Annotated in this window: 19 protein-coding genes; 3 read left to right on the plus strand and 16 right to left on the minus strand. The window is 62.7% G+C overall.

Annotated features, from left to right (window positions below; genetic code table 11):
- Positions 1-94 precede the first annotated feature (94 nt).
- Entirely contained in the window at positions 95-1,273 is a 1,179-nt protein-coding gene (locus ASC48_RS10250) for a CaiB/BaiF CoA transferase family protein (RefSeq protein WP_055455657.1), read from the minus strand.
- A 187-nt stretch (positions 1,274-1,460) separates the two neighbouring features.
- On the opposite strand from ASC48_RS10250, the gene pepN reads away from it, so the two are divergent.
- Both pepN and ASC48_RS10260 read left to right on the plus strand, forming a co-directional pair.
- Positions 1,461-4,094 (plus strand): aminopeptidase N, encoded by a 2,634-nt coding sequence (pepN, locus tag ASC48_RS10255; RefSeq protein ID WP_055455658.1) that lies wholly within the window; start codon positions 1,461-1,463, stop codon positions 4,092-4,094.
- Positions 4,095-4,301: 207 nt separating this feature from the next.
- Positions 4,302-6,614, plus strand: a complete 2,313-nt coding sequence (locus ASC48_RS10260; RefSeq protein ID WP_244270040.1) for an ATP-binding protein — start codon at positions 4,302-4,304, stop codon at positions 6,612-6,614.
- Between the two features lie 92 nt (positions 6,615-6,706).
- On the opposite strand, the gene ASC48_RS10265 is transcribed toward ASC48_RS10260, so the two are convergent.
- The 4 genes from ASC48_RS10265 to ASC48_RS10280 form a co-directional block, all read right to left on the minus strand.
- Complete coding sequence (locus ASC48_RS10265) at positions 6,707-9,688, minus strand: bifunctional [glutamine synthetase] adenylyltransferase/[glutamine synthetase]-adenylyl-L-tyrosine phosphorylase (protein ID WP_055455660.1); 2,982 nt, start codon at positions 9,686-9,688, stop codon at positions 6,707-6,709.
- The gene (locus tag ASC48_RS10270) at positions 9,651-11,114 is read right to left on the minus strand and encodes a sensor histidine kinase (protein ID WP_055455661.1); all 1,464 of its coding nucleotides are present in this window, start codon (positions 11,112-11,114) and stop codon (positions 9,651-9,653) included. Before ASC48_RS10270 ends, ASC48_RS10265 begins: the two co-directional genes overlap by 38 nt.
- Positions 11,098-11,784 (minus strand): winged helix-turn-helix domain-containing protein, encoded by a 687-nt coding sequence (locus tag ASC48_RS10275; protein ID WP_019962717.1) that lies wholly within the window; start codon positions 11,782-11,784, stop codon positions 11,098-11,100. The genes ASC48_RS10270 and ASC48_RS10275 overlap by 17 nt, the downstream gene beginning before the upstream one ends.
- Positions 11,785-11,976: 192 nt before the next feature.
- Positions 11,977-13,524, minus strand: coding sequence for a Do family serine endopeptidase (locus ASC48_RS10280; protein WP_055455662.1), 1,548 nt, complete (start codon positions 13,522-13,524; stop codon positions 11,977-11,979).
- Positions 13,525-13,798: 274 nt separating this feature from the next.
- Between ASC48_RS10280 and ASC48_RS10285 the strand changes: the two genes are divergently transcribed.
- The gene (locus tag ASC48_RS10285) at positions 13,799-14,878 is read left to right on the plus strand and encodes a DUF2336 domain-containing protein (protein WP_072242582.1); all 1,080 of its coding nucleotides are present in this window, start codon (positions 13,799-13,801) and stop codon (positions 14,876-14,878) included.
- Between the two features lie 25 nt (positions 14,879-14,903).
- Here ASC48_RS10285 and ASC48_RS10290 read toward each other — a convergent pair whose 3' ends face one another.
- The 11 genes from ASC48_RS10290 to ASC48_RS10340 form a co-directional block, all read right to left on the minus strand.
- The gene (locus tag ASC48_RS10290; RefSeq protein WP_055455664.1) at positions 14,904-15,401 is read right to left on the minus strand and encodes a cytochrome c-type biogenesis protein; all 498 of its coding nucleotides are present in this window, start codon (positions 15,399-15,401) and stop codon (positions 14,904-14,906) included.
- A 5-nt stretch (positions 15,402-15,406) separates the two neighbouring features.
- Positions 15,407-17,398 (minus strand): heme lyase CcmF/NrfE family subunit, encoded by a 1,992-nt coding sequence (locus ASC48_RS10295; protein ID WP_055455665.1) that lies wholly within the window; start codon positions 17,396-17,398, stop codon positions 15,407-15,409.
- Between the two features lie 48 nt (positions 17,399-17,446).
- On the minus strand, positions 17,447-17,899 hold the full coding sequence (gene ccmE / locus ASC48_RS10300; protein WP_055455666.1) for a cytochrome c maturation protein CcmE: 453 nt from the start codon (positions 17,897-17,899) through the stop codon (positions 17,447-17,449).
- A gap of 41 nt (positions 17,900-17,940) precedes the next feature.
- On the minus strand, positions 17,941-19,086 hold the full coding sequence (ccmI, locus tag ASC48_RS10305) for a c-type cytochrome biogenesis protein CcmI (RefSeq protein ID WP_055455667.1): 1,146 nt from the start codon (positions 19,084-19,086) through the stop codon (positions 17,941-17,943).
- Positions 19,087-19,189: 103 nt separating this feature from the next.
- Positions 19,190-20,548, minus strand: a complete 1,359-nt coding sequence (locus ASC48_RS10310; RefSeq protein ID WP_208975647.1) for a hypothetical protein — start codon at positions 20,546-20,548, stop codon at positions 19,190-19,192.
- Between the two features lie 274 nt (positions 20,549-20,822).
- Complete coding sequence (locus ASC48_RS10315) at positions 20,823-21,278, minus strand: RT0821/Lpp0805 family surface protein (protein WP_055455707.1); 456 nt, start codon at positions 21,276-21,278, stop codon at positions 20,823-20,825.
- 303 nt (positions 21,279-21,581) lie between these two features.
- The gene (locus ASC48_RS10320) at positions 21,582-22,982 is read right to left on the minus strand and encodes an ATP-binding protein (protein ID WP_055455668.1); all 1,401 of its coding nucleotides are present in this window, start codon (positions 22,980-22,982) and stop codon (positions 21,582-21,584) included.
- The gene (locus tag ASC48_RS10325) at positions 22,979-23,641 is read right to left on the minus strand and encodes a response regulator transcription factor (protein ID WP_055455669.1); all 663 of its coding nucleotides are present in this window, start codon (positions 23,639-23,641) and stop codon (positions 22,979-22,981) included. Before ASC48_RS10325 ends, ASC48_RS10320 begins: the two co-directional genes overlap by 4 nt.
- A 57-nt stretch (positions 23,642-23,698) precedes the next feature.
- Positions 23,699-23,956 (minus strand): PepSY domain-containing protein, encoded by a 258-nt coding sequence (locus tag ASC48_RS10330; protein ID WP_055455670.1) that lies wholly within the window; start codon positions 23,954-23,956, stop codon positions 23,699-23,701.
- 120 nt (positions 23,957-24,076) lie between these two features.
- Positions 24,077-24,277 carry a hypothetical protein gene (locus ASC48_RS10335; protein WP_050471135.1) on the minus strand — a complete coding sequence of 67 codons (201 nt, stop codon included), beginning with the start codon at positions 24,275-24,277 and terminating at the stop codon, positions 24,077-24,079.
- Positions 24,278-24,301: 24 nt separating this feature from the next.
- A complete protein-coding gene (locus ASC48_RS10340; protein ID WP_072242586.1) occupies positions 24,302-25,186 on the minus strand; it encodes a glycoside hydrolase family protein in 885 nt (294 codons plus the stop codon).
- Position 25,187: the final 1 nt, after the last annotated feature.

Raw genomic sequence — 25,187 nt, forward strand, 5'->3', positions numbered from 1 at the left:
CGCATCGTCCTCCAAATAGCTGCGGCACCTGCCCCGCTCTCAGCTGCCCTTACATCCTTGTCCCGCTTTGCCGGGCAATGCAAATGTGAAGGTCCTATTCGCCCTTCTCCCAGCCGATTTCGGCAAGGACAGAGGCTGTATGCTCGCCAAGGCCCGGAGCGGCCGTTTTAAGGGACAGCTCCGCGTTGCGGAAGCGGATGGGCGTGCGCACCGAAGGCACGGAGCCGGCGGCAACATGGGTTGCCGGAAGGTCCACCTTGAGCTGGCGGTGCAGAACCTGAGGGTCGTCAAAGACATCAGCGACCGTGTTGATCGGACCGGCGGGAACGCCTGCCGTCTCAAGCGCTGCCAGAAGATCATCCCGCGTGAACCGGGCCGTGAGATCCGCCAGCTGCGGCACCAGCACATCGCGCCCGGCAACGCGGCCTGCGTTGGTGGCATAAGCCGGATCTGTGGCAAACTGCGGGCAGCCGAGGATGCCGCACAGACGCTGGAACTGGCCATCATTGCCGCAGGCGATGATCAGGTGCCCGTCGCTGGATGGGAACACCTGATAGGGCACGATGTTGGGATGGGCATTGCCCAGGCGGCGCGGCGCCTTGCCGGAGATGAAGTAATTCTCCGCCTGATTGGCCAGCACCGCCACCTGCGTGTCCAGAAGCGCCATGTCCACATGCTCGCCCTCACCGGTCATGTCGCGGCGGCGGAGCGCTGCCAGAATGCCGATGACGCCGTAAACGCCGGTGAAGATGTCGGCAATGGCAACGCCAACCTTCTGCGGTTCGCCGTCCCGGTCTCCCGTGAGATCCATGAGCCCGCCAGTGCCCTGGATCATGAAGTCATAGCCGGCCCGGTGGGCATAGGGCCCATCCTGACCGAAGCCAGTGATGGAGCAATAGATCAGCCGCGGGTTGACCGCTTTCAGGCTGTCATAGTCCAGCCCGTATTTCACGAGGCCGCCGACCTTGAAATTCTCGATGAGAATGTCCGCATCCTGCGCAAGGCGGCGCACCAGCGCCTGCCCTTCCGCCGTGGTAAAATCCGCTGTGATGGAGCGTTTGCCGCGGTTGCAGGCATGGTAATAGGCCGCATCGGACGGCTCGCCATCCGCGCCGGTCAGGAAGGGAGGCCCCCACGTGCGGGTGTCGTCGCCGGCGGGACTTTCCACCTTGATCACATCCGCGCCGAGGTCTGCCAGCGTCTGCCCAGCCCAGGGGCCTGCCAGAATGCGCGCAAGTTCCAGTACCTTGAGACCTTCGAGCGGTGCGCCCACGATGGAATCTCCTCATCAACGATTGCCGGACCCTGCGTAGCGCCTTGGGCGCACGGGTGCAATCACCACAATCTGCGGCCTGACGGATGCAAACTAGCTGCCAGCAGGGACTTCGCTTTTCCACGGGGTTGCAAGCAGCCGCCGGGTCTGTTTGAACAGGCATCCAGCCAGCCTTCAGGAGTGCCCCATGTCATCGCAGGAAAACGCCATCATACGCCTCGAAGACTACCGGGCGCCCGAGTTCGGGATTCCCCGCATTTCGCTGGATGTGCATCTGGCGCCGCATGACACGCGCATAACAGCCACACTGGAGATCGAGCCTACCAGCCAGAATCGCAGCGCCCTCGTTCTGGACGGTGACGGGCTCGCTCTACTGGAGGTGCATCTGAATGGCGAGCCTCTGGACAAGGACAGCTACGAGGCTTCACCCAGCCGTTTTGAACTGAAGCAGACGCCGCAGGCGCCCTTCACCCTCACATTCGTGACCTGCCTCAACCCGGAGGCCAACAGCACGCTGATGGGGCTCTACCGGTCGTCGGGCACCTACTGTACCCAGTGCGAGGCCGAAGGCTTCCGCCGCATCACCTATTTCCTCGACCGGCCGGATGTGCTGAGCATCTACACCACCCGGATCGAAGCCAATGAGGCCGAGGCACCGGTGCTGCTGGGCAACGGCAACCCGGTGGAGCACGGGCGGATCGAAGGCACCGGCCGTCACTATGCGGTGTGGCATGACCCGCACCCCAAGCCCGCCTATCTGTTTGCGCTGGTTGCGGGCAAGCTCGCCCGGCTCACGGAGAGCTTCACCACCCGATCGGGCCGCGTAGTGGAACTGGGCATCTATGTTGAGCCCGGCAAGGAGCACATGTGCGGCTGGGCCATGGACAGCCTGCGCCGTTCCATGATCTGGGACGAGGAGGTCTTTGGCCTCGAATATGACCTTGATGTCTTCAACATCGTTGCTGTGTCCGATTTCAACATGGGCGCGATGGAGAACAAGGGCCTCAATATCTTCAACGACAAATACGTTCTGGCCGATGAGGAAACGGCGACCGACCAGGACTATGCCCACGTGGAAGCCGTGATCGCGCACGAATATTTCCACAACTGGACCGGCAACCGCATCACCTGCCGCGACTGGTTCCAGCTGTGCCTCAAGGAAGGGCTGACCGTGTTCCGGGATCAGGAATTCAGCTCGGACATGCGCTCGCGCCCGGTGAAGCGCATCGCCGATGTGCGGCTGCTGCGCTCGCATCAGTTTCCCGAGGATGCCGGCCCCCTCGCCCACCCCGTGCGGCCGCGCGCCTACAAGGAAATCAATAACTTCTACACGGCCACGGTCTATGAAAAGGGTGCAGAGATCATCCGCATGCTCAAGACCCTGCTGGGGGCTGAGGCGTTCCGCAAGGGATTTGACCTTTATGTGGAACGGCATGACGGGACGGCGGCAACCATCGAGGAGTTCATCGCCTGCTTCGCCGGGGCTTCAGGCCGGGATCTGACGCAATTTGCCCGCTGGTACGATCATCCCGGCACGCCGCGCCTGCAGGCAGACGTTCATCATGATGCGGCAGCCGGGCGCCTGACCCTGACCTTCACGCAGGAACTCTCCAAGGCGGCGCAGGATGCCGGGTGCTATGCCTTCGAAATTCCGGTCAGCTTCGGCCTCATCGGCCCCGATGGCAGGGATCTGCCGCTTGAGCGTCGGGATGGCGGCCCGGAAGGCGTGCTGGTTCTGACGGAACGGCGGCAGAGCTTCACTTTTGAAGGTATCTTCGAAAAGCCCCTGCCCTCGCTGCTGCGCGGCTTCTCAGCGCCGGTGAAGCTGGAGTCGGGACTGACACCGGCCGATCTGCTGATGATGCTGCGCAAGGACAGCGATCCCTTCAACCGCTGGCAGGCCGGGCAGGATCTGGCAACGCGCGAACTGATGCGGCTTTACGAAGAGGCCCGCCGGGGCGGAACGCTCGCCTGCGACATGGCTCTGGTGAATGCGCTGGGAGACGTTCTGGGCAACGAGGACCTGGACCATGCCTTCCGGGCGCAGATCCTGACCCTGCCGGGCGAGGCAGACCTTGCCCGCGACATCGGCAGCAACGTGGACACCGACGCAATCCTTGCCGCACGCAAGACCTTGCGTCAGGCCATCGGCCGTCAGCACGGGGCACTTCTTGCGGACATGGTGGTCAGACTGGATGACGGCGGCCCCTTCCGCCCGGATGCAGCCAGCGCCGGGCAGCGCGCCCTGAAAGGCCTGTGCCTGAGCTATGCCGCGGCTTCCGGGCTGCCGGAGACGCCGGAACTTGTGGCCCGTGCCGTGCGGAGCGCTGGCAACATGACCGACCGTCTGGCGGCCCTGACGGCCGCCGTTCACGAAGGGCTGCCGGTTGCCGAAGAGGCGCTGCTCAGTTTCGAGGCCCGGCACGGAGGCCATGCGCTGGCAATGGACAAATGGTTCACCGTGCAAGCCACGCGGCCGCATCCTTCCGCGCTGACCACCACCGACAGCCTCACCCACCATCCCGCCTTCGACTGGTTCAACCCCAACCGGGTGCGCGCGCTGATCGGCGCCTTTGCCACCGGGAACCAGTCGCAATTTGCAAGAGCGGACGGGGCCGGATTCATCTTTGCCGCCGAGGCAATCAAGCGGCTGGACCCGAAGAACCCGCAAGTGGCCGCAAGGCTCTTGACGGTGTTCCGCTCGTGGAAGGCCTATGAGCCGGACCGGGCGGCTCTTGCTGAAGCGGCGCTGAAGTCCATCGCGGCGCAGCCGGATCTGTCTCGTGATTGCCGCGACATCGTGGAACGCTGCCTCGCCTGAGCGGCAGAAAAACCACACCGGGAAATGTTAACGCCAGAGGTTTTGCCAAGCCTCTGGCGTTAACCATTTTTTTCATTTTGCATCTGGACAAACTGTTAAAGCTGGATTCAAATGCAGTTGATTCGGACGTAACCAATTACCGGATCAACGAAATTCATCACAATCGGGACCTTGCCGATGGCGCGGGCTTTTGCCGGCAGCGCGTCCATGCGACGCCTTGCCCAAATTACAGGCTCTAACAAGGCCACGAATTCTCTGACCGGGCACATCCGGCTTCTGGCTCAGCCGACCTATCAGCGGCTGCTGCGGACCGAACCCCTGTTCCGCCGCCTGATCCCGGCGCTTTGCCTCGTCTTTATCGCCAGCCTTGCGCTCTACCGCGTGCTGGAGCTGACATTCGCCTATCAGGAGACCGAGCAGCAGGCGCGCGACAAGATCGCGCTGATCGCCTCGGTCCTGTCGTCGCGGCTCGTCAGTGAGGAAAGCGCCATGCCGGAAGTGGGCTACCGGACCGCGCTGCAGCGCGTGCTGGCCGACGCCCTGCCGGCAGGTGCCACCAGCGAAGGCCGCCAGATCCTGCTGACCGATCCGGAAGGCCAGATCGTTGCCTCCTCCCCGATGCGTCCGGAGCTGGAAGGCACGATGATTGCTGACCTGTTCGGCCCTTCGCAGCCGCTGACGGTGTTCGGCGCCCGCGCCGGTGTGCTCACGATCAACAAGGGCAGCGACGAGGCCGCCTTGGCCACCGTGCATCATCTGGCCGGCCGGCTGGGCATGGTTGCCGTGATGCAGCCGGAACATCAGCTTTTCGCCGGATGGCGCTCGGATGTTTCGACCAACGTCACCCTCTTCGTCGGCACATCGACGGTTCTGCTGGTGATGATCTACGGCTTCTTCGCGCAGGCCACCCGCGCCGAGCAGGCAGACGAAATCTACGCCGCCACCCGCAGCCGCATCGATACGGCCCTCACCCATGGCCGTTGCGGCCTGTTCGACTGGGACCTGTCGCGCGGACGGATCTTCTGGTCTGCCTCGCTCTACCACTTGCTGGGCCGCGAGCCGAAGGACGATATCCTTGGCTTTGCCGAGATTTCCGACCTGACGCACCCGGAAGACATCAACCTTTACGCTCTGGCCGAAAGCCTGCTGGCGGATGGCGAGACGACTGTGGACCGCATGTTCCGCATGCGCCATGCCAATGGCTCTTGGGTGTGGCTGCGGGCCCGCGGTGAAGTCCAGACCGAGCCGGGCCGCCATGAGCCGCATCTGATCGGCATCTGCATCGACGTGACCGAGCAGCATCAGCTTGCCGAGCAGGGCCGCACCGCCGACCTGCGCCTGCGCGACGCCATCGAGACGATCTCCGAAGCCTTCGTGCTGTGGAACTCGGACAACGAGCTGGTGATCTGCAACTCGAACTACCAGTCGCTGCATAATCTGCCCGATACGGTGGTGCGCCCCGGTACGCCCTACACAACCGTCATGGCAGCGGCGCGCAACTCGCACATCAAGACCGTGCCCTCCCTGCCCTCCACGCTGATACCGGGCAGCAATACCGCATATGAAGCGCAGCTGGATGACGGCCGCTGGCTGCAGATCTCCGAGCGGCGCACCAAGGACGGCGGTTTCGTGTCTGTGGGTACGGACATTACCCCGCTGAAGCGGCAGGAAGAGCGGCTGATGGAGAGTGAGCGCCGCCTGATGGCCACCGTTTCGGACCTGCGCAAGTCGCGCCAGACGCTGGAAATGCAGGCGCAGCAGCTGGTGGAACTGGCCGACAAATACGCCCAGGAAAAGACCAACGCGGAGAACGCCAACCGTGCCAAGTCCGAGTTCCTTGCCAATATCTCACATGAACTGCGCACGCCGCTGAACGCCATCATCGGTTTCTCCGACATCATGGACAAGGCCATGTTCGGCCCCATCGGCTCGGAGCGCTATGCAGAATACTGCCGCGACATCTACGAAAGCGGCACCTACCTGCTCAACGTGATCAACGACATCCTCGACATGTCGAAGATCGAGGCTGGCCGCATGGACATGAGCATAACGCCCTTCGATGCCCAGTCGGTGATCGAGGAAGCCGTGCGCATCATCCGCGCCCCGGCACAGGAGAAGAACATCGAGGTCACCTGTGAAGTCGAGGACGGGCTAGACATCACCGCCGACCGCCGCGCCTTCAAGCAGGTGCTGCTGAACCTCCTGTCCAACGGCATCAAATTCACGCCGGACCACGGCGAGGTGCGCCTCAAGGCCACGACTGCGGACGGATTTGCCCGGATCGAAGTCACGGACACAGGCATCGGCATCCGCAAGTCGGATGTGGAACGCCTCGCCAAGCCTTTCGTCCAAGTGGAGAACCAGTTCACCAAGACGCACAAGGGCTCGGGCCTCGGCCTCGCCATCGCCCGGTCCCTGATCGAAATGCAGGGCGGCGCCATGATGATCGACTCCGTTCCCGGCCAGGGCACCACCGTCTCCTTCACTCTGCCTTTGACGCAGGACGCCGTGGCGGCGTGAAGCAGGAACAGCTTCCTGAACCAAAGAAATCCCGGGATGCACCGAAGCACATCCCGGGATTTTTTTCTTCTTCGTTCAAGAAAGAGAGCATGTCAGTCCGGATTGACCGGGCCGACCAACCTTTCGAAGATTCTGCGGACGTTGGCCTGTGTCTCGGCCAGTTCCACCTCAAGACGGGCGAGATCGGGTGCTGCCGCTGCGTTGAGCAGCAGCGCGAGCACGCCGCCCGGCGCCTCGACCGGCTGGAATTTGCCCGTCAGCGTCATGCGCAGGATCTGGGTCAGGCGGTGATAGAGCCGCAACGCCTGCAAGAGTCCGCCCGCGTCATCTGCATTGAGGAGCCCGAGTTCCAGCGCCCGGCCAAGGGCAATCTCCGTGTTCTGAGCCAGAACTTCAGGATGGGCGTGGCCATGCACCAGCTGCAGATACTGGGCAACGAACTCGATATCGACGAGTCCGCCTGCCACCTGCTTGAGGTCCCAGATATCCTTGGTGCCCTTCTCCTTCTCGATACGCCCGCGCATGGATGCCACGTCAGCGGCAATCTTCTGCGCCTCACGCGGCCTGCAGAGGATTTCCTGCAGGAAGGCGGAGACCTTGGCGGAGAAGGCTTCCGACGAGCTGGTTAGCACACGTGCCCGGGTCAGGGCCATATGCTCCCAGGTCCAGGCCTCATTGCGCTGATAGGTTTCAAAAGCGGCGATGCTGGTGGCCAGCGGACCGGCATTGCCGGAGGGCCGCAGGCGGAAATCCACCTCATACAGGCTGCCTTCCGCCGTCGGTGCGGACAGGGCCGTCACAAGCCGCTGGGTCAGGCGGATGTAGTACTGGCTGACCGGCAGCGGCCTCGCACCATCAGAGCCGGAGGCATCTTCCGGCACATCATAGAGCAGGATGAGATCCAGATCGGAGCTGGCTGTCATCTCCTCGCCGCCTAGCTTGCCCATGGACAGAAGCGCGAACTCCCCGCCCGGCACATACCCATGGGACGCAGCCACATGTTCCACCACCCGCGCCAGAATGCGGTCCAGCACCACTTCGGCAAGCCGGGTCAGAGCATGGCCGACCTGATCGGCTGACAGGGTGTCCGACAGCAGCCGCAGGCCGATCAGGAACTGCTGCTCCTGCGCGAAGATGCGCGCCCTGTCGAGCGCCTCTTCATAGTAGCGGGCAAGAGCAAGTGTCTGATCAAGACCAGCGCGGAACTCTTCGCGGCTCGGCATGGCACCGAAGAAAGCCGGGTCCAGCACGGCGTCCAGCACATGCACCCGGCGCGCCACCGTTTCGGCCAGACGCGGGGCGGAACCCATGACCGTTGCCATCAGATGCAGAAGCTGGGGATTGGAGCGCAGCAGGGAGAAAAGCTGCACACCTGCCGGCAGACGGGCCAGAAACGCGTCGAAGGCGCGCAATGCCGCGTCCGCATTGTCGGTGCGGGCCAGTGCCGAAATCAGCGCCGGGTGCAGCTCGGTCAGCCGCTCGCGCGCCTTGGTCGAGCGCATGGCCGGATAGCGGCCGAAATGCCAGGCCTTGATGATCTTCGCCGCATCCGAAGGCTGGCGGTAGCCAAGACGGGAGAGGGTTTCCAGCGTGTCCGGGTCATCGTCGTCGCCGGTGAAGACAAGATTGCCCAGATCCGACGCCAGCTCCGGCTCATCCTCGAACAGACCGGCATAATGCTTCTGCACGGTCTGCAACTGCTTCAGCAGTTCGGCCTCGAAAGACGGCAGGTCCTCGAAACCGGCGAGGAAAGCCACGCGCTGCAAGCCTTCGCCCAGCTGCGGCAGCAGGTGGGTCTGCTCGTCATTGAGCATCTGGATGCGATGCTCGACCTTGCGCAGGAAGCGGTAGGCCTCTTTCAGGTCGTCGCGGGTGTCCGGCTTGATCCAGTTGAAGGTGACAAGCCGGTCGAGCATGTCGAGCGTGCGGCGCCCGCGCAGTTCGGGATTGCGCCCGCCTGCGATCAGCTGCTGGGTCTGGACGAAGAATTCAACCTCGCGGATGCCGCCCCGGCCCAGCTTCACATTGTGCCCGGCAACGGCGATCTTGCCGTGCCCCTTGTGCATGTGGATCTGGCGCTTGATGGAATGCACGTCCGCAATGGCGGCAAAGTCCAGATACTTGCGCCAGATGAAGGGCACGATCTCGTGCAGGAAGGCTTCGCCTGCCGGAATGTCACCGGCGCAAGGCCGCGCCTTGATCAGTGCCGCACGCTCCCAGTTCTGCCCCAGCGCTTCGTAATAGGCGAGAGCGGCGGGCACAGAGATGGCCACTGGCGTTGCGCCGGGATCCGGCCGGAGCCGCAGATCGGTGCGGAAGACATAGCCGTCCGCCGTGCGCTCCTGCATGATCTTCACCAGCCGCTTGGTCAGGCGCACGAACTCCACCGGAGCCTCGGCATTGGCGGACAGCGGAGCGATCTCCGGATCATAGAAGACGATGAGGTCGATATCGCTGGAGTAGTTCAGCTCGAAAGCACCGTGCTTGCCCATGGCAAGAACGATGAGGCCGGAGCCCTTTTCCGGCTCGTCCAAGTCCTGCGGCGAGAACTTGCCGCGCGCGGCCAGCTCCCGCAGGCACAGGCGGATGGCGGCGGTGAGGCTGGCATCGGCCAGTTCGGCCAGCGCGCGCGTCACATCATCAAGGTCAATCGCCCCGCCAATGTCGGCAAGGGCAACGGCAAGGGCCAGATCCTGCTTGAGCTGGCGCAGCTCGCGCATCAGCCCGGCCTCATCAGCAGGCCGCGCCTCCCGGGCAGCATGGATCGTGCCGGAGATCAGGCCTTCCAGATCCTCCCCAAGCACCCGCTGCAAACGCTGCGGGCGCACCATGGCAAGTTCCCGCAGATAAGGGGCATTGGCAAAGACACCGGCGAGAAACGCGCGAAGCTGAGGGTCCTGGCCGAGCCATGCCGCAAGATCCGAGGTGCTTGCATCCTCCGCCGCCCGGATCAGCAGATCGGAGAGAACGCTATCAGCCCTTTCGGGAGACTGTGGCCGCGGAACGACCTTGATGCGATGGCGCAGCGGCCCCTTTTCAGCTCCGGCTTCCCGCTTCTCTGCTTCTGTCGTCACGTCTTGCGCCTCCCGGCATGTCCACTTGAGCTGCCGGAAGATCAATCCTCGCAACCAGCCCCGGCCCGGCATCCCCCAGTGCAAGGGATCCGCCATGCAGCCGGGCAATCGCCTTCACAAGGCTCAGGCCCAGCCCGTATCCCGGCTCGGTCCGGCTCTCCTCCAGCCGGACAAAGCGGTCCAGAACACGCCCGCGATCCTTTTCTTCAATGCCCCGCCCGTTGTCAGCGACACTTATGGCGATCCGGTCATGCCCCTGTTCGAGCTTTAAGGTGATCGCGAGCGGCTGTCCATCCTCGGGATGGCCGTATTTCAGAGCATTCTCAATGAGGTTGACAAGCGCCTGGGCGACAAGCTCGCGGTTGGCCAGAGCCCGGAATTCACCCTCCCCCACGACGGTGAGGCTTCCGCCGTCATCCTCGACGACGGGCTGATAAAGATCCGCCACTTCTAGCGCGACCTGCTTCAGATCGACCTGTTCATGCCCGGCTTCCGGCGACATGGCTTCAACACGGGCAATCCGCAGCAAGGCATCGAAGATCCGCAGAAGGCCATCGCAGTCCTCAAGCGTTTCTTCCATGGCCTGCCGGTAGTCCGCCCCGGTTCCGCCATCGCGCAGCGCTGCCTCGATACGGGTGCGCATGCGGGTGAGCGGCGTCTTGAGATCATGGGCAATGTTATCGGTCACATCGCGCAGGCCCTGCATCAACTGCTCGATCCGCTCCAGCATGCCGTTGAGGCTGAGGGCCAGACGGTCGAATTCATCGCCGTTTCCGGCGACGGGCAGGCGGCGGGACAAATTGCCTTCCATGATCTGGTTGCTGGTCGCAGCCATCGCGTCGATGCGGCGCAGCACATAGCGCGAGACGAAGAGCCAGGACACGCCCGCCATGGCCAGAACCACCAGAAGCCATACCCGCATGGCCCCGGCCAGCACTTCCTTGAAGCGCTGCTGCTCCCCAAGATCACGCCCGACCAGCAGACGGAAGCCGCCGGGGATTTCGAAGGTCCGGACAACGGCCTGCCGCTCGCTTTCCCGGTTGACCTCGCCATCAGCCTCGCGGCGGAAATAGGTCACCCGGCGCACGCCGCCGTCCGCCTCCTCCAGCACGGTCGTAGGAAGACGGGAGATGTTCCCGGCAAGCGCATTGCCTGCAAAATCGATGAGAAGATAGATGCTGGCGTCAGGACGGCGCGCCCGGGCGTCAATGGCAGTAACCAGCGCCCGGACGCCGCCGCGTGCGAACTGGTCGGCAAGGCCTTCGATTTCCGCATCAACGGTCTGCACCACCTGACCGGTGATCAGCGTGTTGGTGTTGCTGGAAATGGAGAAAAGCAGAAACCCGGACAGCGCGGTGAACACAGCCAGATAGAGCAGCGACAGCTTGAAAGCCGTCGTGCGGATGAGCCTAGCCAGCGCTGTCACGGATCGTGTATCCCGCACCACGGACAGTGTGAAGCAGCGGCACGTCAAAATCCTTGTCGATCTTGGACCGCAGCCGGGACACATGCACGTCAATCACATTGGTCTGGGGGTCGAAGTGATATTCCCAGACATTCTCCAGCAGCATGGTACGCGTCACCACCTGACCGGCGTGCTGCATCAGATACTCAAGCAGGCGGAACTCGCGCGGCTGCAGCGGAATGTCCTTGCCGCTGCGGGTGCAGCGGTGGGCAAGGCGGTCCAGCTCAAGATCCGCAACCCGGTAGGTCGTCTCGCTGTCACCACCGGCCTTGGGCCGGCGCCCCAGCGCCTCGACACGGGCCAGCAATTCGGTGAAGGCGAAGGGCTTGGGCAGATAGTCATCGCCCCCTGCCCTGAGGCCCGTCACCCGGTCATCGACCTGGCCGAGCGCCGAGAGGATCAGCACGGGCGTGTGGTCGCCGCTCTTGCGCAGGGACTGAATGATCGCAAGACCATCCAGGCGCGGCAGCATGCGGTCGACGATCAGCACGTCATAGCGGCTGTCCTGCGCCATCTGCAGCCCCTCCTCGCCATCGGCGGCAAGATCTGCAGAGTGGCCGACCTCGCGCAGCCCTTTGGCAACATAGGCGGCGGCTTGCTTGTCGTCTTCGATGATGAGAATTTTCAACATGCCAATCTTTTACCTGAGCTTTTGCCCGGAAAGAACCGGAAAGAAGTGTCCGCAGCAACCCTCTTGCGGGTGCTGCGGACACTTGGCCTGACCTCTGCGGGGTGGGATCGGGGGCCGCGGAGACCCGAAAGGCCAGGCATGAGGCGGGGGATCACCGGAGGCCGCCGGTTGCCCCACCCCAATCCATGCGGCTTAACCGACGTTGAGCGGCAAGGCGACGAAACGGGCGCTGTCATCGCGGAAGACCCGCATCAGCACGGCCTTGCGGCCATCCTTTTCGGCCTTGGCCAGCGCCGCCTGAACGTCCGCCGGGGTTGAGACCTTCTGACCGGCAACTTCGGCAATCACATCACCACGGGCAAGGCCCTTGTCTGCGGCAGGCCCAGCCGGGTCCACGTTCAGGACCACCACGCCCTCGACATCAAGTCCGGCCTGGGAAGCGGATGCCAGATCAATTCCGAGATCTTCAAGCTCGGTCTTGCCCGCACCCTCATCACCGGCGGACGCCATCTGCTGGCTGTCGGTCAGTTTGCCGAGCGTGACGGAGACATTCTTTTCCTTGCCATTGCGCCAGACCGTCAGGTTCACCTTCGTTCCCGGCGCATAGGCCGCAATCATGCGGGACAGCTCCCGCGGACCCTTCACATCCACGCCATCGACCTTGAGGATCGTGTCGCCGGCCTCGATCCCGGCCTTGGCGGCAGGGCTGCCGTTCTGCGGATCGGAGACGATTGCTCCCTGAGCATCGGCGAGGCCGAGGCTGGCTGCAATGTCATCCGTTACCGGCTGGATCTGGACACCCAGCCAGCCGCGCGTTACCGCGCCATCCTTCTGCAGCGAGGCAACAACATCACGCGCCGTCGAAGCAGGGATGGCGAAGGCAATGCCAACGTTGCCGCCGGACGGCGAGTAGATGGCGGCGTTGATGCCGATCACCTCACCCTTCATGTTGAAGGCCGGGCCACCCGAGTTGCCGCGGTTGACCGGGGCATCGATCTGGATGAAGTCGTCATAGGGGCCGGCGCCAATGTCACGGCCACGCGCCGAGACAATACCGGCAGTCACGGTTCCGCCAAGGCCGAAGGGGTTGCCAATGGCCACGACCCACTCACCGACGGAAGGGGCGTCCTCTGCGAAAGCCACGTAGGTGAATTTCTTGTCCGATTCCACCTTCAAGACAGCAAGGTCCGTGCGCGGGTCCGTCCCGATCAGCTTGGCCTTGTAGTCATGACCTTCGTTGTCGGTCACGGTGAACTCCGTGCCCTTGTCGACCACGTGGTTGTTGGTCACCACATAGCCGTCATCCGAGATAAAGAAGCCGGAGCCCTGGGACATTTCATAAGGACGGGAATTCTGCTGCCCCCCGCCCTGTCCTCCCTGGCCACGGCGCTCGAAGAAGCGCTTGAGCGGATGACCGTCCGGCAGCTCATCCATCCCTGGCAGGCCAAAGAAGTCTTCGCCGCCACGGAAATTCATCATGCGCGGCTGGGCGGCCTGCTTCACCTTGACGCTGACCACGGCCGGCTGCACGGCGGATACGACGTGGGAGAAATTCAGCGGTGCGGGCTGGCTCACCTCGACGGGGGCGGCAAAAGCATAATTGGAAGGAACGAGACCCTGAACGGTCAGAGCTCCGGCAAGGCCAAGAGCCATGGCACCAGCCAGCAGGCTTGCCTTGCGGCGGGCGAAGAACCCGGCGGACGGCTTGCCGGACTGCTCAGAATTCTGCTGCTCGTACATGAAATCACTCCTCATCGTCTGACTGTCTTTCCGGCGCAGGCGGGGCACCGCGCCTTGTTGCAAATGAATATGGAGAGCGCCGCATTACAGGCGCCTGACCGGCGGATTAAACCTTCGTAATGTATTTTCACGCATGAAAAATCAGACACTGTTACAAGTAACAATTAGCAAAATACAATAGGAAACATCAAACTTTCAGCATTCAACTTATCTCTTCGTAAATCTGTTTTCTGCAATATCCAATCTGAATGCAGAACACCGGACAGAGGAAAGAATGCTGAGGTCGCTTGTAGATCTGGCTAAGGAGAGCTGTAGCGAGAAACGCCGCGAACTGATGGGGCATATCGCCAGTCTTTTCTTTGAAGGCGCAGACCGATATTCGAATGACGAGCTATCGCTTTTCAATGACATCCTCACAAATCTCCTGGATCTCGTTGAGATCGAAGACCGCAGGGAATTCTCCGGCAAGGTAGCCCACGTTGCGGAAACCCCCAGGCCGCTCATCCTCAAGCTGGCAAATGACAAGGCAGATGTGGCAGCTCCAGTTCTGCAGCACTCTGAGGTGCTGACAGACGACGACCTGTTCACATTGGCCCGGACCAAGGGACAGGAGCATCTGCTCGCCATTGCGCAGCGCGAAAGCCTCAAGCCACGGATCACCGATGTCTTGCTGGAACGGGGCGAAAAGCCTGTCCAGCACTCGGTTGCGGCCAATACGGGCGCAAAGCTTTCGGATTGGGGTGGGCGGCTTCTGGTGAAACTCGCCGAGAGTGACCGGGAGCTGCGCGAGGCTCTGACCGAACGGCATGATCTGTCAAAGCCGAACTTCGACAGGCTTTTGTCCATGCTGCCCGCCGACCGTCAGGCCAAGCTGCGCTACATCTTTGAAAACAACGAGCGGATGGCCCGCAACCTGTTCAAGGAGGCGAGCGCTCTTGTTGACGAGGGAAAGCTGGAGCGGCGCAAATCGCGCCTGAATTCAAAGGCAACCCTGAAGGATCTGCGCGACGGTCACAAGCAGCTGGACCAGGCTGTCATCGAGTACAGTCTGTCCAACGAACTCTACGAGCTCGCTTTCCTGCTCGGCCAGTCCGCCCAGATCGACGAAAGGTTTGTCCGCAATATCATGGTGCGCCCAGATGTTGAGGCCATCGCCGTCCTGTGCAAATCAGTCGGAGTAAGCGACACCGCCTTTGGCGCGCTTTGCAAGGCCCGCTGCCGCCACATGCGCTGCCCCTCCACTCAGGTGGATCATTGGGCAGGAGAATACCGGATCCTCTCGGAAGCAGAAGCACAGCGCACCATGCGCTTCATCAAGGTCCGCCTGTCTGTCATGGCAGCTGCGGCGGCGTGAGGAGCCCGCATCGGGAGGCGTGGTATTACCTGCCCTGCCCGGATACGTCTGCCTCTGGTTCCTCCTTGAGGATCGCCGCCAGCTCTGCCTCTTCGGCAGCTGTCAGAGGCTCTGCTTCGGCTATGGCTGCCCTTCGCTTCTGACGCCGGGACGCCACCAGAACCGCGATACCGCCAGCGAAGAGAGCCAGGGGCGCAGAGGCCCACAAAAAGATCGTGTTCCAGCCGATCCGCGGCTTCAGCAGCACAAATTCACCATAGCGGGAGACGAGATAGTCGATGACAGCCTCATTGCTGTCGCCCGCGACAAGGCGTTCACGCACAAGCACACGCAGATCCTTGGCGAGCGGCGCATCGCTGTCATCGATCGACTGGTTCTGGCAAACCATGCAGCGCAGCTGTGCAGAGAGCTCCCGCGCGCGCGCTTCCAGCGCAGGATCTGGCAGGATTTCGTCCGGTCCAATGGCGAGGGCAGTTCCGCACAGCGAAAAGACCATGAGCAGGCTTGCAAGAAAACGTCTCATCCGGCCTACTCCGCTGCCACGGTTTGCGGCTTGCCTGCCTTCGCCTTGGCCGGCTTGGGCGCACCGACCCGCAGGCGCCGGTCAGTCAGGGATACGGCTCCACCCAGCGACATCACCAGCGTGCCAAGCCAGATCAGGGTGATCAGCGGCTTGTGATAGGCGCGCAGGTCCACACTGCCGTCCGCGTGGCTTTCGCCCAGAGAGATGTAGAGCTGCGAGAAACCGAAAGTGGCAATCGCCGCCTCGGTCGTCGGCATGCCCCGCGCCGTATAGACCCGCTTCGAGGGATCCAGCTTTGCGACTTCGCTTCCGCCCGAGCGCACGGTAAAATGCCCCACCTGCGCCGTGAAGTTCGGCCCCTGCTGGGGCGCGACACCGTCAAACGTGAACTGATAGCCGGATACGTCAAACGTGTCGCCCGGCTTGGCGTTGCGCACCACCTCTATCTGGAAAGCAGAAGCCACCACGATGCCCAGAACGGTCATGCCAAGGCCAAAGTGCCCCAGCACCGTTCCCCAGGCCGAACGCGGCAGACCAAACAGGCGCGGCAGACCACGCGCAAGGCCGACTTCGAGAAGCCTGCTGCGGGAGATGACTTCCGCAATCGAGCCCGCCATCACCCAGACTGCGAGGCCAACACCCAGCGGCGCCAGAACACGGTCCATGCCCCAAAGCCAGAAGACAAAGAGCGTAGCCAAAAGTGTCAGGCCAAACACTGCATAGAGCCTTTCACAGGCTGCCAGCAGATCGCCGCGCTTCCAGGCCAGCAGAGGACCAAAAGGAACCGCAATCAGCAGCGGAATCATCAATGGGCCGAAAGTCAGGTTGAAGAACGGTGCCCCTACGGAAATTTTCCCCCCAGTCAGCGTCTCGAGCGCCAGCGGATAGAGCGTGCCCACAAACACCGCCGCGCAGGCCGCCGTCAGGAACAGATTGTTCAGGACCAGCGAACCTTCACGGCTGATCGGCGAGAAGATCCCCCCCTGCTTCAGCATCGGCGCACGCCAGGCGTAGAGCGCCAGCGAGCCGCCAATGAAGACGCAAAGAATCCCCAGAATGAACACACCGCGTGCCGGATCGACTGCAAAGGCATGCACGCTGGTCAGAACGCCCGAGCGGACGAGGAATGTTCCAAGCAGCGACAGGGAAAAGGTGAAGATGGCGAGCAGAACCGTCCAGACCTTCAGTGCCTCACGCTTTTCCATGACGATGGCCGAATGCAGCAGTGCTGTGCCAGCCAGCCAGGGCATGAAGGAGGCATTCTCCACCGGGTCCCAGAACCACCAGCCGCCCCAGCCGAGCTCATAATAGGCCCAGTAGGAGCCCATGGAGATGCCGAGCGTCAGGAAAAGCCACGCCAGCAGCGTCCAGGGCCGCACCCAGCGCGCCCAGGCCGCATCAATCCGCCCGAGAATCAGCGCAGCGACCGCAAAGGCGAAAGTGATCGAGAAGCCGACATAACCCAGATAGAGCAACGGCGGATGGATCGCGAGGCCAATGTCCTGCAGAATCGGGTTGAGGTCATTGCCCTCGAAAGGCGCCTCGGCAATCCGCTGAAACGGGTTCGACGTGACGAGAATGAACAGAAGGAAGGCCGATGCCACCCACGACTGGACGGCAAGAACGGTTGCACGCAGCGGCGCGGGCACGTTGCTGCTGAACAGGCCCACCAAGGCCCCAAAGAGCACCAGAATAAGCACCCACAACAGCATGGAGCCTTCGTGATTGCCCCAGACGCCGGAGATCTTGAAGATCAGCGGCTTGGCCGAATGGGAGTTCTCCCAGACATTCAGGACGGAAAAATCGGAACTCAGATAGGCCCAGGTCAGCGATGCAAAGGAAATCGCGACCAGCACAAAGATCAGATTGGCGGCAGGCGCCGCAACGGACATCAGGCGCAGATCGCCGGTCTTGGCGCCCCACACGGGCACCACCGACTGCACCAGCGACATGACAAGCGCCAGTACAAGGGCGAAATGGCCGGCCTCAACGATCATGCGTCCCGTTCTCCCTCACGCCAGTCCGGCTCCCCGGCACGGACGGCATCAATTGCTTTGGTGATCCTCACCGCCCTTCCAGACGCCCTGTTCCTTCAGGGCATCGGCGACTTCTTTCGGTACATAATTCTCATCGTGCTTGGCCAGCACGTTGTCAGCCTTGAACACCCCGTCGGGTCCGATCATGCCCTCTGTCACGACGCCCTGCCCTTCGCGGAACAGGTCGGGCAATATGCCCTTATAGGTCACCTGCACGGTGTTCGCAGTGTCAGTCACACGGAACAGAACTTCCGCGTTGGCACGCCGCTCGACCGAGCCGTTTTCAACAAGCCCGCCCAGACGGATTCGCTGGCCCGGCGCAATCTGCTTCGTGACCACATCGGTCGGTGTCTGGAAGAAGACAATCTGGTCGCTCAGCGCATAAAGGATCAGGCCGGCAGCAGCGGCAAGCACGGCTCCGGCTCCTCCGATCAGCGTAAGGCGGCGCTGTTTTCTGGTCATTCCCCGCTCCGCTCCCTCACGGTTCCAGCTATTTCAGGTCCTCAGGATCCGAGCCCGAGTTCCTTTTCCAGGCCTTTCAGGCGGGCCAGTGCGTCCTGATCCTGCGCCATCGCCTCGCGTGCCTTGCGGAGGCTGTCCCTCGCTGCGCCACGCGCCCCGAGAACGATTTGGGAGCGCACGAGCCGTTCCCATTCATCAATCGAGCCACCACCCGCATCTAACCTCTGCTGAAGGCCGTCCACCATGCTCTGGATCATGGACAGACGATCTTCTGCAGCCATTTCGCTGGCGGCCTCTATGTCTTCTGCCGCCGGGTCTGGCAATGCAGCAGACGGGACGCGCCCCTCGACAACTGCCAGCTCCTGCCGGGCGACAGGCACCCAGGGCTCATTGCCATCAGCACTTGCCAGCAGTTGCTTCCATGCCCTGATGGCTTCGTCCCGTTTGCCGTCCTGCCCCAATGCCAAGGCCAGAAAAAACCGGGGCTTCACAGCATCAGGCGATAGAGCGGCCGCCCGCTCGAAAGCCATCTTGGCATCCGCTGTCACCACACCGCGGGCGGCAACGGTCAGCGCTTCACCCAATCCCGATTCCAGATCCTCTCGGCTGCCGTTCAGGCGGATGGCGTTGCTGTAGGCTCTTGCAGATTCTTCAGGGCGCCCCATCGACAGATAGACGGGTGCAAGAACTTCCCAGCCGCGTCCATCGGCCGGGTTCTGGGCGAGGTGCTGCTCGACGCGGGCAATCAATTGGCTCACCGGCAACGTCTCAGCCGGCACATCAAGCCGCGCCTGCAGCGGCTGGTCCGGGTAAGCTGGAGAACCGATGGCCAGGTAAACAGCGACAGTGGCCAGAGGCACCGCAACCAGCGCCAGCATCAAGACTGCCGTGTGCCGGGCCCCGCCGCTGCCGGACCCAGCCAGCGGCCCGCCGGCCTCTTCCGTTGCGCCCTTGCGCAGAGCCAGAAGACGCCGGGCAATTTCGGTGCGCGCCGCCTTGGCCGCGGTCTCGTCAATGACGCCCCGGGCAAGATCCTTCTCCAGCTCGTCGAGCTGCGCCTTATAGACAGCTTCGCCCGCAGACGCTTCGCCGTATTTGGAAAACGTGGCGGGCCCGCGCCGCAGGGGCACGAGAATGGTCAGCGCAGCCAGGGCGGTCAGAACGGCAAAAAAGATCCACAGTGTCATGCGGTCATATAGATCGAGACACACCCCGTCTGGCAACAAAAGAGTGTGTGACCTTGGGTCGCGGTGAAAACACGGATCTGGAAACACGGAAAGACCGGCGCCCTCAGGCTGCTGCGGCCATCGCGCTTTGCCGGCTTCGCCTCAGATGAGCGGCATATTCCTGCCCGAAACAGATTTCACTCAGCAGAATGGCTGCCTCGGTGGCAGAAGCAACAGCCTCTTTCTGGGCTCCTTTCGCCTTTCCCAGATCGGAAATCAGGGAGCGCGAGATAATCTCCAGCGTCTGCTCGACCGACTGGCGTGCCCGCTTTCCAGCTTCGTTCACGGCCAGGACCTCGGCAGCGCTGCGGCTCAGGTCCAGCACACGGAGCGCGCGAACGGCCGCATCAAGGGCCGCCTCATCCGGCCGATTCTCACCAGGCTCTCCGGCCTTGGGCACCAGCAAGGCGCGGCGGACAGCGCCCGCAGCCCCGGAAAGCTCATCAGCAACAGCACCCGAAATGCTCCGGCGGGTTTCGGCGATCCGGCTGCGCCACTGGTCGGCGCCCGTCAGATCCATGTCCAGTTCCACCCCTTTGACCACACAGACATAGGCGGATAGCGCGGCAGCAAAACCAACGGGGTCGGGGTTGTTCTTGCGGTGCTCATGGGCCAGCAGATGCAGCCGCTCCACCTCCGAGATCACAATCGAGACAAAGGGCGCAAACCGGGTCTTCGTCAGCCACCTGGCGCCGCGCACCTTCGCCAGCCTCTCCGCAAAGGGGCCCAGCGACCAGGGTGCCTCCGTCCGGTCCAGCATAGCTGCCGCGATCACCGGCACATCTTCGGGATGACGCGCCGCATAGGCGGAAACCAGATCAAGGATATCCCCATCCTGTTTCAACGCCCGCTCGCTCAGCGTGTCTGGAATGCGCCGGAGGAACGCTCTCAGCCAGGGCTCCGCCTTGAACACCTTGGCCACATCGGCAAGATCCTGCAGCGCACGTTCACCGCCCAGCATCATCTTCAGCCGGCGCTGCTCGCGTTCAGATGCGGCACAGGCCTCCAGAATGCCCGTCAACGCCTCTCCCGCCTTCTTGCGCAAAACCGCAGCCACACGGTGAACCCGCTCGTCATCATCCGGACGCTTTTCCAGAAACTCGACCGCCCGGGAAATCTCGTCCGCCAGGACATCACGCTCCATCCAGCTCCAGAATTCACTCAGATAAGGCCGGTAAATCCGGCCTTCCTGCTTGTGGGGAAGCTGTTCATTTATGGCAAAGGCATCGAGCGGCGCGAAAAAGCTCCGCTCCAGCTTCTGGCGCCCGTCGCGGCCGGCATGCCGCCGGGTTGGAATTGCATTCTCAGGCTCTTCGCCGGAGGTCTGCCCAGACAACAGAGCCAGCGCGGCAGCCAGAATAAGCTCTGCATGTGGCTCGTTCTGTCCAAGTGCATGTGTCCTCTCCAGGCTTCTGGCCAGCATGGAGACAGCGCCCGGAGAGAGCTCTCCGAGATAGGACTGTATCTTCCTTTTCAGAAGATCCTGATCGGTCATGATACGCAGAACTTTGATCAACCGGATATGACTGGCGGGAAGCCTAGCACTTCAGGGCTTAAGTGTTCCTTTCCGATTGGTTGATCTGAACGTTAAAATCCTGCACGTCCTCCAGATCACGGCGTTGCTTACAAAAACAGAAAACCCGCCGGGAACCGGCGGGCCGCAAGTCGGAACGGGATATACAAAGATTCGATGCGGCTCAACCGATCGGACGCCACAGCCCCTTTTCGTCGGTGCAGGCCGTTGCGCGGGCCACCACAGGCACAGGATTGTCCTTGGACGTCACCTGATGGGTAAACTCCCGGCACTCGGTGTTGTTGACCTGATATTTGGGGCCGGGACGCACTTCACCCTGACGTCCGGTGCGGGGGTTATCCCAGCGCACGGCACCACCAGCGCCCGGCGTAGCCAGCGCCTGCTTCTGCGCTTCTGCTGCCACGCGCCGGTCACTCGATTCAAGCACGAGGCCCGGGGTGCCTTCCAGCAGCTTGTTGATAGCTGCATTGGCTTCTGCCTCAGCAATCGATTTCTCGGAGCGCCCGAATGCCGATCCCCACAGATCCGCACCGCCGGTGCTGCTGTCACTGCCGAGCGAGCCGCAAGCCGACAGGCCTGCGGACAAGAGCACAATCAACCCAATTTTGCTCAACCGCATCTCGCACTCCATCAACCGGCCGCCAAGGACCGGTTCGCGCGTTCTCAAACGCGACAACGCAAGAATGGTAACAAGGTTCCCATATTGCGCCCGTTATCCTTAAAATTTCCCAAATTTATGGCCGAATCACGCCATCTTGATGAAACATTAGGGATGTTGCAGCGCACTCTTAGTGATGTAGGTCACAAGGTGGCGGACGTCCAGTAAAGCTGCATTACCCAACCTTACAGGGTCCCTCCTACAAACCCGTGCTGCGCATGGGCTGTGTCACGGTGTGGTGCGTCAGCACCGAAAGACCTGGCATCAGACCGCAGGCAGCAGCAGGCGTGCTTTCAGTCCGCCAAGTTCCGAAGACGACAGCTCGAAACTGCCGCCGTAAAGCCCGGCAAGATCTGCAACGATCGACAGCCCGAGCCCCGTGCCGGGCACGCTTTCGTCCAGCCGCTTGCCGCGTTTCACGGCTTCCTTGCGCTGCTCCTCCGTCAGGCCGGGCCCGTCATCCTCGACGATGATTTCGATAAATTGACGGCCCGGGGCTCCGGTGTCTGTCAGCCGCGATGTCAGCCGCACCTCGTACCTTGCCCACTTACAGGCATTGTCCAACAGGTTCCCGGCCATTTCCTCAAGGTCCTGCTGCTCGCCCCGGAAGCGCATCCCCTCGGCGCAATCGGCGGAGATATCCAGCCCCTTGGCATCATGGATGCGTTCCATCACGCGGGCCAGCTTCGTCAGAACCGGTTCAGCCGGAGTTGCGACGCCAATCACCCGCCGCTGGGCAGCCATCCGCGCCCGCTCAAGATGATGGTCAACCTGCGTACGCATGATGCCGGCCTGTTCGGCCATCTTTTCCGCAAATGGCCCGCCCTGTGCTCTGGCTTCATTGGAAATCACGCTCAGCGGCGTCTTCAGGGCATGGGCCAGATTGCCCACATGCGTGCGGGCGCGCTCCACCACTTCCCGGTTCGAGGCAATCAGCGCATTCAGCTCCACGGCAAGCGGCGCGAGTTCCGAGGGCAGATCCTCCTCCACCCGTTCGGCGTCGCCCTGACGGACCGCCGCCAGCGATGCCTGCAGGCGCTTCAGCGGCATAAGTCCATAGCGGACCTGAAGAAACACCGCAGCCACCAGCCCGAGGCTAAATACGAACAGCGTCAGCGCCACCTGCCCGGCAAAGGCTCTCACATCCTGCCGCAGCCCCGCAGTGCGCCCGGCCACAGCAATGAGATAGCTTTTGCCGTCGAAAGAGATGATCCGCTGCGTCACCCGCAATTCGTCGTTGCCGGGGCCCGTCATGGCAGCGCTGCCGCTGCGCTCCCCCTCGCCCAGCGCGGGAAGGTTCAACGGATCTCCGAGCAGCGAAGGCGAGGCGAACACCCGCTCGCCTCCTCCCAGATCCGTCACCGTCCAGTACCAGCCCGAAAGCGGCAGGGAGAAGCGCGGTTCTCCCAGATTGTCCGGCCGGTTCAGCGGCTCTCCGGCAGCGGCAGGAGCCATCGCGCCGATGATGCTCTTCTGGTAGACTTCGAGCTGGCTGTCAAAGCCGCGTTCCACCGCCTCGCGGTAAAGGCCAACCAGAATGCCGCCCGCGATCACAAGCGCTGCCGTCGACCAGAGCGAGGCAGCGAGCACCAGCCGTGCTGCCAGGGACCTGCGCCGCGGCGGCCTTGCCGCCTCACTCCGCGAAGCCTGATCCGGCCCGCTCACACTGGTTCTCCCATCCGGTAGCCAAGCCCACGGATGGTTTCGATATAGTCACCGCCCAGCTTCTTGCGCAGGCGTCCGACAAAAACTTCGATCGTATTGGAATCCCGGTCAAAATCCTGATCGTAGAGATGCTCCACCAGCTCAGTTCGGGAGATCACCTTGCCCTTGTGGTGCAGCAGGTAGGCCAGAAGGCGGTATTCCAGCGACGTCAGTTTCACCGGATTGCCGCCCACCGTTACCCGGCTGGTGCGCAAATCGGCGCGCAGGTCACCGCATTCGATTTCATTGGAGGCAAGGCCGGCGGCGCGGCGCACCAGCGCCCGCACCCGCGCCAGAACCTCTTCCATATGGAATGGCTTGGCCACGTAATCATCTGCGCCCGCATCAATGCCAGCCACCTTGTCAGACCAGCGGTCACGGGCGGTCAGAATCAGCACAGGCATGGTGCGTTTGTTGCGGCGCCATTTCTCCAGTACCGAGAGACCATCGAGGACTGGAAGACCCAGATCCAGCACCACTGCGTCATAGGGCTCCGTATCACCGAGATAGTGCCCCTCCTCGCCATCATAGGCACGGTCCACGACATAGCCCGCTTCGGTCAGCGCCTCGGCAAGCTGGCGGTTCAGGTCCCTGTCATCTTCAACAATGAGGAGGCGCATCTGTCTTCCCGGATGGATCTGTCTATCGTCACATTTAGGCGAGTCTTCGCCCTGTGCCTACCGGCTGGCGTCGACAACGACTGTCGTCACCTGTCCGTTGGCCAGCACGGAGAGACGGTAGACATAGCGCCCGCCCTCGATACACAGCTGCGCTTTGACGATTTCGCCGCCCACGGAGCCTGCGACAGCACCCAGCGGCTGCGCCTGCCCGCTTGCCACGGCCTGCTGTGCCTCGCCCTGCGACAGGCAATTGGCGGCGGCCGGAACAAGTCCGGCAAGAAGAAAGAGAAGGGCGGCGGCAAAAGATCTGGTCACGGGACTGTTCCTGCTTCGGTTCGGGCCGGAAGTATCCCTTTTGTAACTGCCTCTGCCTGAATGGCAAATGAACGGGGCTGACAGTCTGCCGTCAGCCCCGGGCATCCTTTCAGGCCCCGCTTACTTGCGCCAGGCCGCAGGCTCCGTCGTCACATGCCGCAGGAGGATGTTGATGAGGCCGATCGCCATGACGGCAAACGGCCCCCAGCCGCCCGGTAAAATTTTGCTCCAGTCGATCACCTCCAGCTGGTCCAGCACTCCGCCACCCAGACTGGCGATACCAACCGCACCATTGAAGGCAAGTGTCTTCCAACCATTCATGTGCCAGTCCTTCCGCATCAGGTTTCAGGAAATGAGCTGGCGGGCAAGCAGCCGGATACGGCCCCGGTTTGCCCACACCAGATAGGTCACGAAGGCAAGGCCAGCCAGCGCCAGCCCCCAGCCAAGGACTTCCGCCCAGGCGTCGCCATTCGAAACGGAAACGCCCGCGCCAGTCGCACCGCAGATGAGTGTTCCGGCCACACCTCTCTGCTTTCCGACGGCACGCTCCAGTTCGGAGAGGGTTGCCGGGCCCAGCCTGCCGTCGAGCTTCAGCGGCGGGTGCTCGATCTGGAACGCCAGCACGGACGCCCGCGTAAGCGGCCCTTCGATCCCGTCGGCAGGGCCGGGCTTGAAGCCAAGCCGTGCCAGCATCTGCTGGCCCCGCATCACCTCAGGGTCCGGCTCTGGCAAGGAGTCATGCCCGTTGAAGCCATAATCGCCGCCCTGAAGAAGCTGGGCTTCTTCGGACCTGCGCCGGACCAGTCCCGGAAGTATCCGCCCTCCGGCCCGGATGCCGGTCATGGCCAGCAGCCGCGCGGCCTCGGCCACGTTTCCGGCCGCCAGCGCCGCCGCCCAGCGCCAGGAGAGGCACTGTTCCCCGAGATTGTAGACAGCCGAAACAACCGCATCGAACTGGTTCTGCGGCAGCTTGCCGAAGCGGCGCAGCACCGCAGCGCCATATTCATGATCCGCCAGCGTCTTCAGCACGGTATTGGCATCAGCGCGGTCGATCATGTCTCCGGCCTTGAGGTCCTTGCGGCCCCGCTTCGCCCACCAGTCACGGAACAGCCGGGAGGCCAGGGTGAAGCCGTAGCCGATCGTCGGCACCCCAGCCGGATCCATGTAGGCACGCGAGGAAAAGCCCTCGTGCCGGGCAATAAAGGCAAGCCCTTCAGGACTGACATTCATG

Origin of the sequence: Pannonibacter indicus (genome assembly GCF_001418225.1) — a bacterium.
Classification (GTDB): domain Bacteria; phylum Pseudomonadota; class Alphaproteobacteria; order Rhizobiales; family Stappiaceae; genus Pannonibacter; species Pannonibacter indicus.